This window comes from Streptomyces sp. CT34, from assembly GCF_000805335.1.
GTDB lineage: Bacteria > Actinomycetota > Actinomycetes > Streptomycetales > Streptomycetaceae > Streptomyces.
In genome coordinates this window covers 4,748,857-4,760,670 of record NZ_KN708638.1, presented here as the reverse complement: position 1 = coordinate 4,760,670, position 11,814 = coordinate 4,748,857, and the positions used below count along the sequence as shown (strand labels likewise).

The 11,814-nt window shown below is 71.3% G+C and carries 16 protein-coding genes; 10 read left to right on the top strand and 6 right to left on the bottom strand.

Going from position 1 to position 11,814, the window contains the following annotated elements; translation table 11 throughout:
• The first annotated feature begins 508 nt into the window (after window positions 1-508).
• Together RZ84_RS20860 and RZ84_RS20855 are read left to right on the top strand one after the other, a co-directional pair.
• Window positions 509-940: an ankyrin repeat domain-containing protein gene (locus RZ84_RS20860; protein WP_043265564.1), complete on the top strand. Its 432-nt coding sequence runs from the start codon at window positions 509-511 to the stop codon at window positions 938-940.
• 112 nt (window positions 941-1,052) lie between these two features.
• Window positions 1,053-1,619 (top strand): NADPH-dependent FMN reductase, encoded by a 567-nt coding sequence (locus RZ84_RS20855; RefSeq protein ID WP_043265563.1) that lies wholly within the window; start codon window positions 1,053-1,055, stop codon window positions 1,617-1,619.
• Here the strand turns inward: RZ84_RS20855 and RZ84_RS20850 are convergent.
• Window positions 1,616-2,191 carry a TetR/AcrR family transcriptional regulator gene (locus RZ84_RS20850; RefSeq protein ID WP_043265562.1) on the bottom strand — a complete coding sequence of 192 codons (576 nt, stop codon included), beginning with the start codon at window positions 2,189-2,191 and terminating at the stop codon, window positions 1,616-1,618. The genes RZ84_RS20855 and RZ84_RS20850 overlap by 4 nt on opposite strands.
• A gap of 95 nt (window positions 2,192-2,286) precedes the next feature.
• Between RZ84_RS20850 and RZ84_RS20845 the strand changes: the two genes are divergently transcribed.
• The gene (locus tag RZ84_RS20845) at window positions 2,287-2,727 is read left to right on the top strand and encodes a VOC family protein (protein WP_206743094.1); all 441 of its coding nucleotides are present in this window, start codon (window positions 2,287-2,289) and stop codon (window positions 2,725-2,727) included.
• 4 nt (window positions 2,728-2,731) lie between these two features.
• Here the strand turns inward: RZ84_RS20845 and RZ84_RS20840 are convergent, their stop codons facing one another.
• Window positions 2,732-3,148, bottom strand: a complete 417-nt coding sequence (locus tag RZ84_RS20840) for a VOC family protein (protein WP_043265560.1) — start codon at window positions 3,146-3,148, stop codon at window positions 2,732-2,734.
• Window positions 3,149-3,385: 237 nt separating this feature from the next.
• Between RZ84_RS20840 and RZ84_RS20835 the strand changes: the two genes are divergently transcribed.
• Window positions 3,386-3,967, top strand: coding sequence for a TetR/AcrR family transcriptional regulator (locus RZ84_RS20835; protein WP_078894702.1), 582 nt, complete (start codon window positions 3,386-3,388; stop codon window positions 3,965-3,967).
• On the top strand, window positions 3,967-4,341 hold the full coding sequence (locus tag RZ84_RS20830; protein ID WP_043265558.1) for a VOC family protein: 375 nt from the start codon (window positions 3,967-3,969) through the stop codon (window positions 4,339-4,341). Before RZ84_RS20835 ends, RZ84_RS20830 begins: the two co-directional genes overlap by 1 nt.
• 453 nt (window positions 4,342-4,794) lie before the next feature.
• Here the strand turns inward: RZ84_RS20830 and RZ84_RS20825 are convergent, their stop codons facing one another.
• The 3 genes from RZ84_RS20825 to RZ84_RS20815 form a co-directional block, all read right to left on the bottom strand.
• Window positions 4,795-5,781 (bottom strand): aldo/keto reductase, encoded by a 987-nt coding sequence (locus tag RZ84_RS20825; RefSeq protein WP_043265557.1) that lies wholly within the window; start codon window positions 5,779-5,781, stop codon window positions 4,795-4,797.
• A gap of 190 nt (window positions 5,782-5,971) precedes the next feature.
• The gene (locus RZ84_RS20820; protein ID WP_052230519.1) at window positions 5,972-6,238 is read right to left on the bottom strand and encodes a winged helix-turn-helix domain-containing protein; all 267 of its coding nucleotides are present in this window, start codon (window positions 6,236-6,238) and stop codon (window positions 5,972-5,974) included.
• Between the two features lie 131 nt (window positions 6,239-6,369).
• Window positions 6,370-6,789, bottom strand: coding sequence for a hypothetical protein (locus RZ84_RS20815; protein WP_043265556.1), 420 nt, complete (start codon window positions 6,787-6,789; stop codon window positions 6,370-6,372).
• Between the two features lie 407 nt (window positions 6,790-7,196).
• Between RZ84_RS20815 and RZ84_RS20810 the strand changes: the two genes are divergently transcribed.
• On the top strand, window positions 7,197-8,081 hold the full coding sequence (locus RZ84_RS20810) for a putative protein N(5)-glutamine methyltransferase (RefSeq protein WP_052230058.1): 885 nt from the start codon (window positions 7,197-7,199) through the stop codon (window positions 8,079-8,081).
• Window positions 8,082-8,113: 32 nt separating this feature from the next.
• Window positions 8,114-8,956 (top strand): maleylpyruvate isomerase N-terminal domain-containing protein, encoded by an 843-nt coding sequence (locus tag RZ84_RS20805; RefSeq protein WP_043265555.1) that lies wholly within the window; start codon window positions 8,114-8,116, stop codon window positions 8,954-8,956.
• A 49-nt stretch (window positions 8,957-9,005) separates the two neighbouring features.
• Here RZ84_RS20805 and RZ84_RS41465 read toward each other — a convergent pair whose 3' ends face one another.
• Window positions 9,006-9,200, bottom strand: a complete 195-nt coding sequence (locus RZ84_RS41465; RefSeq protein WP_241777788.1) for a hypothetical protein — start codon at window positions 9,198-9,200, stop codon at window positions 9,006-9,008.
• A gap of 335 nt (window positions 9,201-9,535) precedes the next feature.
• Between RZ84_RS41465 and RZ84_RS20795 the strand changes: the two genes are divergently transcribed.
• The 3 genes from RZ84_RS20795 to RZ84_RS20785 all read left to right on the top strand — a co-directional run bounded on the left by RZ84_RS20795 (window position 9,536) and on the right by RZ84_RS20785 (window position 11,576).
• The gene (locus tag RZ84_RS20795; RefSeq protein WP_043265554.1) at window positions 9,536-10,132 is read left to right on the top strand and encodes a dihydrofolate reductase family protein; all 597 of its coding nucleotides are present in this window, start codon (window positions 9,536-9,538) and stop codon (window positions 10,130-10,132) included.
• Between the two features lie 316 nt (window positions 10,133-10,448).
• The gene (locus tag RZ84_RS20790) at window positions 10,449-10,901 is read left to right on the top strand and encodes a helix-turn-helix domain-containing protein (RefSeq protein WP_043265553.1); all 453 of its coding nucleotides are present in this window, start codon (window positions 10,449-10,451) and stop codon (window positions 10,899-10,901) included.
• Window positions 10,902-10,934: 33 nt separating this feature from the next.
• Entirely contained in the window at window positions 10,935-11,576 is a 642-nt protein-coding gene (locus tag RZ84_RS20785) for a hypothetical protein (protein WP_043265552.1), read from the top strand.
• Window positions 11,577-11,814: the final 238 nt, after the last annotated feature.

Sequence of the window (11,814 nt, the reverse complement as noted above, 5' to 3'; positions counted from 1 at the left end):
TCGTTGCGGGTCGTGTCCGGTGGGTGGGGCGAGCGCCTTGTGGGCTCCGACTGGTGGGGGCGGGCGTGGCCTCGTGTGCGCCCGGCGGGTGGGGGCTTGGCTCGTTGCGGGTGTCGCCGGTGGGTGGGGCTGGCGTGGCCTCGGTTTCGCCCGGTGCGTGGGGGCCGGAGGGCTGCACCGGAGTACGTCCTCGGCGCGGGCGCATCTGGTACGTGGATGACGCATACCCCGGCGTTCGCTCCAGGTCCTGCGGGCGCACTCCGGTACATCCCTCCGGCCCTGCGCCGTCGCCGACCGTCGGGCGGTGGCTCCGACCGCCCACAGGGCGTTACGCGCAAACGGCGTTCCGTCACCGGTGCCGTTCGACCGGCGGACGGACAGTGGCTCCGACCGATGGTGGTGTCAGTGTGCGCAAACGGCGTTGCGTCACCGCTGCCGCGGCGGTGGTGACCTGCATAAAGTGGCGATGAGACAGCGCACCATCCACCACAGCAGGAGGCCGGCGACCATGAGCGACGCGAACAGCGAGCCGCAGGGGCCCGAGGCGATCGAGCACGCGCATGACCCCGAGGTGCTGCAACTCGCGGCCAAGGTGTTCGACCTGGCGCGGCACGGTGACACCGATACCGTCGCCGCGTACGTGGACGCGGGCGTGCCCGCCAACCTGACGAACGACAAGGGCGACTCCCTGGTGATGCTCGCCGCGTACCACGGCCACCCCGACACCGTGAAGGCCCTGTTGCAACGCGGCGGCGATGCCGACCGGGCCAACGACCGGGGGCAGACCCCCATCGCCGGCGCGGTGTTCAAGGGGGAGGACGAGGTCGTCAGGGTCCTTCTGGAGCACGGTGCGGATCCGGCGGCCGGGACGCCGTCGGCGATCGACACGGCCCGGATGTTCCAGAAGACGGAGTTGCTGAAGCTGTTCGGCGCGGAGTGAGGGCGGGGCGGGTATGCCGCATCCCCGCCCTTGACCTCAAGTTCAGTTGGGGTTTTAGCGTCTGGGTGTGACGCGGCGACAGCGCCGTGTACTTCCTGACGAAGGGCCCTGCATGTCCGCGCTCCGCTACACCCTCGCCGTCATCGTCGGCAGCACCCGGGAGGGCCGGTTCGCCCCGATTGTCGCGAACTGGTTTGCCCGGCACGCTTCGACCCACCCGGAGATCGACCTCGACGTCATCGACCTGGACGTCATCCGCCCCTACGAACTCCGGCCCGGCAGCGAGGAGTTCGAGTCCTTCGCGAAGCGCGTCGAGCAGGCGGACGCCTACGTGGTGATCACGCCGGAGTACAACCACTCCTTCCCGGCGCCGCTCAAGCACGCCATCGACCTGCTGTACGCGCAGTGGCGGGCCAAGCCGGTCGGCTTCGTTTCGTACGGCGGGATTTCCGGCGGCCTCCGCGCGGTCGAGCAACTGCGTCTGGTTTTCGCCGAGTTGCATGCCACGACGGTTCGCGAGACGGTCAGTTTCGCGCTCGCCGACAAGCCCTTCGACGAGGCGGGACAGCTGCGTGACCCGGCGCCTGTGACCGAGGCCGCCGACGCCCTGCTCCGCCAGCTGACCTGGTGGGCGGTGGCCCTGAGGGAAGCTCGTACGGTGCGCCCGTACGCTGCCTAGTCGGCCCCGATCGTGCGGTCGACCAGCGCCGTGATCAGTCCGTCGGCCTCCGCCTCCGGCACCACCCCGGGCAGTGTGAGCTGCTCCAGCATCAGTCCGGTCATCGCGAGATAGAACAGCACCACGGCCGTACGGTCGCCCGGCAGTCCGCCCTCCAGGTGGAAGCGGATGTCGTCGTCCAGCGTCTCGCGGATGACCTGGGTCAGCGCCGTCCGCAGCTCCGGCCGCCGGGTCGCCTCCAGCCGCAGTTCCAGCATCGCCAGGTATCCGGTGCGGTTCTCGGCAACCCGGCGATTGATCCAGCGCATCAACTCGGCGACCAGCGCCCGGGTCGGCGGCGCCTGCATCACCGCGGTCACCTCGGCCGGGTCGGGCGCGATGCGCTGGTGGATCTGCCCGGTGACCTGGGCCAGCAGATCGTCCCGGCCGGTGAAGTAGTTGGAGGCGGTGCCCACCGGCACCGCCGCTTCCGCGTCGACGGCGCGGAAGGTCAGCCCCCGCGCCCCGTCCCGCGCCAGCACCTCGATCGCGGCGTCCACCAACGCCGTACGCCGCTCCGGGTTTCGCACCATGCGGACCTCCTCTTGCCACGTCAAAGCACCAAAGGGGCTTGCAACCACTACAGTTAGAGTACTACAACTGGAGTTGTTGCGGTTGTGTGGCACTCATGACGGAGGGGACCCTTATGCGCTTCACCAAACTCGGCACCGCCCTGCTCACCGACGACCTGGCCGCCAGTGTCCGTTTCTACGTAGACCACTTCGGCTTCGAGCCGCTGGTCGACCTCGGCTGGTACGCCAGCCTTCAGCACCCCCAACACGCCGACTTCGCACTGGACTTCATGGTGCGCGGGCACGAGTCCATGCCCGAGCGGTTCCGCGCGCAGGAGACCGGCGGGGTGCTGCTGGGGTTCTTGGTGGCGGACGCCGTCGCCGAGGAGGTCGCGCTGCGCGCCAAGGGCGTCCCCATCGCCGAACCCCTGCGGGACGAGCCCTGGGGTCAGCGCCGCTTCAACGTATGGGCCCCGGAAGGAACCCTGATCGAGATACTCCAGACCATCGACCCCGATCCGGACTGGATGGCCGCTCAGGGACTGTGCGGCGCGTGATCGCTCACTCTTCCCCTTCGGACGGCCGCTGCTGCACCGCCCAGCCGTTTCCGTCCGGGTCGCGGAAGTAGACGAACGTATTCCACGCGCCGCCGGGCCCGTCGGCCATCTCCCCATTCTCCACGTGCTGTACGGGCCCGACCGCCACCCCGCGCTCGATCAACTCGCCCCGCGCCGCTGCCACATCGGACACCACCAGCTGCACGCCCTGCACCGACCCGGGGCTCGACCCGGCCACGCCGCTGCCGGCGCCGAGGACGATCGAGCACCCGGAACCCGGCGGTGTCAGCTGCACGATGCGCACACCGTCGCCGAGCGAGATGTCGTGGTCGACGACGAACCCCACCTGCTCGCTGTAGAAGCGCTTCGCCCGTTCCACATCGCTCACCGGAATCGGCACCAGCTCCAGCTTCCAGTCCATGGTGTGCCGTCCTCCCATTCGGTCGGGGGCTCGCAGGGGGCGGGATGGAGTCGCACGGGAAAGCGTCGCTGCAAAGAGTTTAGGGATGTGCGCGTGGGCACGCCCACTGCGCAAAACCATTGACGGAGTGAGCACTCACTCCGTACTGTGGAACGCATGACACCACCCACAGCTCCTCAGGAGTCCCCTGCGCCCCGACGCCGTGCCCCGGGCATGAACGTCGAGCAGCGCCGGGCCATGATCGTCGCGGCGACGCTGCCCCTCGTAGCGGAGTTCGGTGCGGCGGTCACCACCAGTCAGATCGCCCGCGCCGCCGGTATCGGCGAGGCGACCATCTTCCGCGCGTTCAAGGACAAGGACGAGGTGTTGGACGCCTGCGTGGCAGAGGCGGTCGGCACGGAACACGTGCTGCGCGAGCTGGCCTCCATCCCTCTCGACGAACCGCTGGACGTACGGCTCACCGACGCCGCCGAGGCGCTCTGCGCCCATATGGAGCGGATGGGCGCCGTCGTCGGCAGTCTCTACGCCTCCGGGTACCGCCGTGGCCGCGACCGTACGCCCGACGGCGGGCCCGGTGAACGCCCCCCGCAGGACAGCCGGGCGGAGTCTCTCGCCGCGCTGCGCGAGGCCGTGGCCGAGCTGATCGAAGCCGACCGGGACGCGCTGCGCCTGAGCCCCGAACGCGTCGCCTCCGCGTTTATGGGCCTGCTCTTCACCCGCAGGACCGCACCGGTGAACGAGCCCGACGCTCAGCTCACCCCCCAGGAACTCGTCTCCGTACTCCTCCACGGCACCCTGAAGAGCCCCGGGGGCAACTGATGGCCGTCACCCTGAACCACACCATCGTCCCGGCCACCGACCACCGCGCGGCGGCCCGCTTCTTCGCCTCGGTCATGGGCCTTCCGGAGCTCCCGCCGGCCGGCCGCAACGGCCACTTCGCCCCGGTCCGGGTGAACGAGGCACTCACCCTCGACTTCATGGCCGTCCCGGACCCCGAAGGGCATCACCTGGCCTTCGACGTCGACCCGGAAACCTTCGACGCGGTCCTGGCCCGCCTCCGGTCCGCGGGCATCCCCTACGGCAACGACCCCGCCCACCCGGACAACCACCGCATCGACCACCCCCTGTGCCCCCGCGGCCTGTTCTTCCTCGACGCCGACCGCAATCTCTATGAAGTGATGTCCCCGGCCTGAGGGCCGGAGGGGGTGGGGAGGCTGGTGGCCCCGGTCCGGGGGCCGGTGTCTTCAGTCCGGGGCCGGTGCCTCCAGTCCGGGGGCTGGTGCCCCGGTCGGGGGCCGGTGCCTCCGGTCCGGGAGCTGGTGCCCCGGTCGGGGGCCGGTGCCTCCTGTCCGGGAGCTGGTGCCCCGGTCCGGGTGCCGGTGTCTCCGGTCCGGGGGCCGGTGCCTCCAGTCCGGGGACCGCTGTCTCCGGTCCGGGAGCTGGTGCCCCGGTCGGGGGCCGGCGCCTCCGTCCCGGGGGCGGCGCCTCCAGTCCGGGAGCCGGTGCCTCGGTCCGGGGCCGGGGCACCGGGCTCGGGTTCTGCGCGAGTTCTGCGCCTGGGACCGAGGGACTGACGCCCGGCGGCCCATGGCGCGAGGGCATCGCCTCTCGGGCCGCCGCCCGCGGGGCTCACTCCTCTCGGTGCGTCACCGGCCGACGAATGTCAGGTTCACCTCGTCATAGCGCGTGCCGGCTATCCGGTCGAGCGGGGCCGCGGCGTCGATGGCGTCCAACTCCTCGGTGGACAGCGTGACTTCCAGTGCGGCCAGGTTCTCCTCCAGGTACTTCTGGCGGCGGGTGCCCGGAATCGGAACGACGTCGTCGCCCCGGTGCTGCACCCAGGCCAGCGCCAGCTGCCCGGCGGTGACGCCTTTCTCGGCGGCGAGTTCGTTGAGCTTCGCCACGATGGCGAGGTTCTGCTCCAGGTTGCCGTCGGCGAAGCGCGGCTGGGTGCGGCGCACGTCCGTCTTCTCCAGCCCCTCGACGGAGGTATAACGCCCCGTCAGGAAGCCGCGGCCGAGCGGCGAGAACGGCACCAGGCCGATGCCCAGTTCGCGGCACACCGGCGCGATCTCCCGCTCCAGATCCCGGGTCCACAGCGACCACTCGCTCTGCAGCGCGGCGATCGGATGCACCGCGTGCGCCCGCCGGATGGTCTCCGCGCCCGCCTCGGAGAGCCCGAGGTGCCGCACCTTGCCCGCCGCGACGAGTTCGGCCATCGCCCCGACGGTCTCCTCGATCGGAACGTCGGGGTCGACGCGGTGCTGGTAGTAGAGGTCGATGTAGTCGACGCCGAGCCGGCGCAGCGACGCGTCGCACGCCTCGCGTACATAGGCGGCGTCGCCGCGGATCAGGGTCGGCTCGCCGAGCTGGTTGGCGAAGCCGAACTTGGTCGCCAGCACGACCTCGTCCCGCCGCCCGGCGATGGCCCGGCCGATCAGCTCTTCGTTGTGCCCGGCCCCGTAGAAGTCGGAGGTGTCCAGCAGGCTGACACCGAGGTCGAGCGCGTGGTTGATGGTCGCGATCGACTGGTCGTCATCCGAGGACCCGTACCCGTGGCTCATCCCCATGCAGCCAAGCCCCTGGGCGGAAACCGCCAGTTCACCGAGGTGACGGGTGGAAATCTCCGGCATGCTGCTACCTCCTGGCACGTGCTGCGCATGCGGTGGCGAGGGCCACGGCGAAAGCGCGGTGTTGTGGCTGCGAGTGTTCCGTTGTGGCTGCGGGTGTTCCGCATTCCGTTGCAGACGGTATGAGTTGGAGAGCACTCGAAGTCAACCGCGGACCGGAACCCCCGCCCCGGCAACCGTCAGCCGTCAGCCGTCAGCCGTCACCGCCGGCTATCGCCCGCAGCGCCTGGCAGTGTGCCGCGAACACGATCCGGCCGTCCGCCGTGAGGGAGAGCCAGGTGCGCGGGCGCTTCCCCACATACCCCTTGGTGACCGCTACATAGCCGGCCTTCTCCAGAACGCCCACCTGCCGCGACAGGACCGAATCGCTCACCTCGACCGTGTCCCGCACGAAGGCGAACTCGGCTTTGTCGGCAGCCGCCAGGGTCGCCACGATGGAGAAGCGCACCGGGGCGTGGATGACCTCGTCGAGCCCATGACGCGGATGGCTGCCCGCGCCTCCCGCACTTCCGGCACTTCCCGCGCGCGGGGCCGGCGCTCCGTCCGGCGCCGCGGACTCCGGCGGCGGGTCGATCGCATGGTGCTGTTCCGTCACCGCCGGGCCTCCAGATAGCCGCCTATCAGGCCGGGAAGGGCAACCACCACCGCTCCCGGCACCCACCAGGCCGCGGCTCCCTTGAACCAGAACGTGCCGGGCAACAGCACGGCCAGATAGAGCAGCCCCCACAGGATGATCATCGCTGCGTGCCGCCTCCCGAACCCCAGCCGGGAGACGCGCTGCCGGGCCGCATAGACCGAAAGCCCGGCGACGGTGGCGCACCAGAACCCAACGCCGACCGCGACCCCGTACGGGTGCTTCACCAGACCGATGGACAGCACCACCAGGCCGGCGGCGAGACCGTAGATCACCTGGTAACGCACATACCACTTGCCGCCGTTGCGGACCGTGGAACCCAGCTCCTCCACGCGGGCCAGCGCGGCTGCCGCGTCGCTCGAGGCGTACTCCCCCATGTCACTTCCCCTTGACTACTTCACTACTTCGTCGCGGTCTCCCGCATCCGACACTCATCATGCTGCCAAGTACTTTCCAATCTGACAAGTACTTTCGCAGGACGTACTTTGCAGGACGTGCTTCCGCAGGACAGCGGCGCATAGCGGGAGTTGGAGCAGCCGTGGTCCGGTCGTTGCACGAACGGCACACGAGGACACTGCCCAGGTCAGGTACTGTTGCCCCGGCCACCGGTGCAGCCACGCACCGGTACTCGCAGGCCGGCAGCGCACCACCCGAGGAGGTGAGACCGATCCCCCGCCAGACCAGGCAGGTGCTCCCGTCTCATGTCCGTGTGTTCACCCGATTCAGGTGACCGACCGACAGACGTGACCCGGGAAGCGCCCATCGGCGTCCCGAAAGGTTTCCCATGTCGTCACCCTCGTCATCACACCTTGCTTCTCCGCCGCCCCTCTCGGACGGTCTCTCCCGCTCCGCCGTCGTCACCGCGCTCCGCGGCTCCGGCTGCGTTTTCGCCGAGGACGAGGCCGAGCTGCTGTTCTCCACCGCGGCCACGCCGGCCGACCTTGCCGCCATGGTGGCGCGGCGGACGGCCGGTCAGCCGCTGGAACACGTCCTCGGCTGGGCCGAGTTCGGGGGGCTGCGGATCTCCGTGGACCCCGGGGTCTTCGTGCCGCGGCGGCGCACCGAGTTCCTGCTCGGCCAGGCCGTCGACCTGGTCCGCCGGTCCGCCGCACGGACCGGGCGCGGCACGGTCGCGGTGGACCTGTGCTGCGGCTCCGGCGCGGTGGGTGCCGCGCTGGCCGCGGCGGTGGACGGGGTCGAGCTGTCCGCCGCCGACATCGAGCCGGCGGCGGTGCGCTGTGCCCGCCGCAACGTGGCCGCGGCCGGCGGCCAGGTCTACGAGGGCGATCTCTTCGCTCCGCTCCCCGCCCGCCTCCGGGGCCGTATCGACGTCCTGGTGGCCAACGTGCCGTACGTCCCCACCGAGGAGGTCGGGCTGCTGCCCCCGGAGGCACGCGAGTACGAGCCGCTGGTGGCGCTCGACGGCGGCGCGGACGGGCTCGATGTGCTGCGGCGGGTGACCGCCGAGGCGCCGCAGTGGCTGGCGCCCGGCGGCCATCTGCTGGTCGAGACCAGCGAACTGCAGGCGCCGCGGGCCGTCGAGACCTTCGTCCGCAACGGCCTGCCCCCCAGGGTGGCCACCTGCGACGAGCGCTACGCCACGGTCGTCATCGGCACCCGGCCGGACAGCCGGGAGCCGGACGGCCCAGGAGCCGCGAAAACCGGCTGAGCTCTGTCAGTGGCGCGATTTACGGTGGGGGCATGGCTTCGCTGAGCTTCGACCGCCACTGCGCCGAAATCACCGCGCAGACCGCGCTGTTGACGTCCCACGTCGACGGCGCGGACTTCGCGGCGCCCGTCCCCGGCTGCCCAGGCTGGACGCTCCGCGAGCTGATACGGCATATCGGCGGCGCCCACCGCTGGGGGGAGCGGATCGTACGGACCCGGGCGACGTCCCCCGTCCCCGAGGAGCAGGTCAACGACGTCTCCGGCGACCCGGACGAGGACCCGGCCGCGCTCTGCGCCTGGCTCACCGAGGGCGCCGAGCAGCTGGCGGCCACCCTGCGCGGCGCCGGACCGCACGCCGCGGTGTGGACCGTCGCCCCGTGTGGGACACCGGTGTTCTGGGCACGCCGGATGGCGCACGAGACGGTGGTCCACCGCGCGGACGCGACGTTCGCGGCGGCCCCGGACTCCGGCCCGCACCCCCGCGTCGAGCGGTTCACCGTCGCCGACGACCTCGCCATCGACGGTCTCGACGAGTGGATGTCCTTCGGCTCGCTGCCGGTGACACTGGAATCCGGCCCCGAAATACGGGAGTTCATGGGCAGTGGCCGCTCCCTCCGCTTCCAGGCCACCGACACGGCCCCCGAGGCCGCGGCGGACTGGCTGGTCGCCCTCGGGGACGATGCACTCACCTGGCAGCGTCCGGCCGACGCCGCCCGGCCCGCCACCGTCACCGTCCGCGGCCCGCTGTCCGGCCTCCTCCTGCTCGTCTACAGCCGGCTTCCCGCCGGGAGCGGCGGCAACGGCGTCGAAGTCCTCGGCGATACGCGCCTGCTGGACGTCTGGCGGGAGACCACCGGCTTCTGGCTCCGGGAGTGAGTGGCGGGCGACGGGGCGTGCGATGCGGGCAACTCCGTTCCCTCACCGCTCAGTTGCGTCTGCTTCCGGCGATCGCGTCGACCATCGGCCAACCGACGGGCTCCGTCACGCCAGGGGTCGTCGGCAGCCGGCCGCGCGATCGTGCCTCGTCGAGGAGGCGGCGTACGACGCCCGGCTGGTGCAGGTTGAGCACCCGGCGCCGATCGTCCCTGGCCGCCCCGGAGTGCAACAGCCCGTCGGGCACCCATCGCCCCGGGCCGGCCCGGAAGACGATACGGAGCGCCGCCCGGTGCCGTCGCGGCGCAGCGAGAGGACCTCGCGGCAGGGGTCTGCCCGTCGTGCCCGTGGCGTACCGACCACAGCCGGCACTCCTCGCCGACGGTCAGCCGCCGGAGTTGGTGATCCCTTCTCACCCGCCCACGGTAGGCCGGGTGCGGCGGCGCACACGTGGTGGTGCGAGGAGACCGGTGGGCGGGTGTGCCACAGCACACCCGCGGGTTCCCGTAGGAGCGATGATTTCGGCGCGGCGCGGCAGTCTCCCCTGCCGTCACCTGAAGCGAAGACCCGAGGAGCGAGTCCATGCGCATCGTGATCAGCGAGTTCATCAGCCTGGACGGCGTCGTGCAGGCGCCGGGCGGCCCCGAGGAGGACACCGACGGCGGCTTCGCCCACGGCGGCTGGTCGCACCCGTTCTTCGACCCGGAGGTCGTGGGCGGCGCCTTCGCCGAGGCGCTCACCAAGGCCGAGGCGCTGCTGTTCGGGCGCCGTACGTGGCAGACGATGGCCGCGGCGTGGCCCGAGCGGGCCGGCGACCCGTTCGCCGACCGGATGAACAGCATCCCGAAGTACGTGGTGTCCCACACGCTCGGCGACGACGAGCTGACGTGGGAGCACACCACCCGCATCCCCGGTGACGAGGCCGTCGCCCGCATCCGGGAGCTGCGCGGCACGGAGGGCGGCGACCTGCTGGTCATGGGGAGCCCCACCCTCGTCCGCACCCTGCTGCGCGAGGACCTGGTCGACGAACTCCGGCTCGTGATCATGCCGGTGCTGCTCGGCGGCGGAAAGACGATCTTCCCCGACGACGGCACGCAGCGCCCGCTGGAGCTGGTCTCCACGGTCACCAGCAGCACCGGCGTCCACGTGTGCACGTACCGGCCGACGGCAAAGGGGTAGCGCAGGCGCGGCGGGCCCTACGGGTCCGCCCTCCGCCGAGCAGCACCGGCGCCAGGGCCTGAACACCCGCCCGCATCACGGGCTTTCGGCCCGGGACGGCGGAAGCACCATGCTGCCCGCGACCGCGCCGAACGGGCCGCCGAGATCCGGCAGCCGGGTCAGGTCGGGCAGTCCGGCCGACCCGGCCCGCCGTGCTGCTCGAAGTGGGCAGTGGCCGTTCAGCGTGCTCGGTCACACGCCACAGGTCACACGCCACAGGACGCACTCCAGCTAGCGCTTGCTTGCAAAAGTTAGCACCAGCGTGCACCATCGAGGCATGGCATCACTCAATGTCGGCAATCTCGGCGAGTTCCTGCGGGAGCAGCGGCGCACCGCGCAGCTGAGCCTGCGGCAGCTGGCCGATGCCGCGGGGGTGTCCAACCCGTACCTCAGCCAGATCGAGCGCGGCCTGCGCAAGCCGAGTGCGGAGATCCTCCAGCAGCTGGCCAAGGCGCTGCGGATATCCGCGGAGACGCTGTACGTCCAGGCCGGGATCCTCGACGAGCGGCGCGGTCTGGACGGTGTCGAGGTGCAGACCGCGATACTCACCGACCCGTCGCTGAACGAGCGGCAGAAGCAGGTGCTGCTCCAGATCTACGAGTCCTTCCGCAAGGAGAACGGGATCGCCGGCGACGGCGCGGACGACAGCGGCGCCGGCGGCCGTGAGGACGGCCCCGGCGCGGCACACCCCCATGAGGCAGAGGCCGACGGCGGCCCGCACGCCACCTGAGCAACCGCATTCGTTTCCAGGAGGAACCACGTCATGGCCATCACCACCGATGACCTCCGCAAAGCCCTGACCGACGCGACCCCGCTGTACGCGCTGGCCGGCACCGCCGATCTCGCCGCCGAGAAGCTCGGCGAGGTGCCGCAGCTGGTCGAGCGGTTCCGGGCCGAGGCGCCCAAGCGCTTCGAGTCCGTACGCAGCACCGACCCCAAGGAAGTCCAGGCGCTGGTCGCCAAGCAGGCGAAGGAGGCCCAGGACAGGCTCGCCGAGCTGCTGGGCTCGCTGGACGGCGATCTGAAGAAGTTCCGCGACCAGGCCCAGGAGCTGGCGCTGCGCGGCGTCGGCCGGGCCGCCGAGGTCGCCGTGCAGGCACGCGAGACGTACGACGAACTGGCCGAGCGCGGCCGGGGCGCCGTGCAGACCTGGCGCGGCGGGGCCGCCGAGCAGGTCGAGGAGCGGCCGGTGGCGATCGAGCCGGAGCAGGCGGACAAGGGCGACGCGAAGAACGGCTCGGAGTCCGCCGACCGCCCGAAGACCGTGCCCGCCAACGGGACCCGTCCCGAGGCCAAGGCCACCGCGTCGACGCAGCCCCGGCCGGCCGGGACCAAGAAGCCCGCCGCGCCGCGCAAGCCGGCGTCGGGCCAGGCCCGGAAGAGCACCCCGCCGTCCTCGAAGTGAGCCGCAGCACAGTGAAGTGAGCCACGGCACAGTACGGAACGGCAGCGGCCGGCCGCTTGCGCGCGGCTGACCGCTCGGCGGCGCCCCCGGAGCGTCGTGGATTCCCACGGATCCGAACGGGCCGGGCACTCCTCACGTGTCCGGCCCGTTGTGCGGGTACGGTGGGCGCAGAAGTTCGGGCAGAAGTTCTGGCGGCCCCGAGAGACCGAGTGACAGACCGAGATTCCTGGCGAACGGC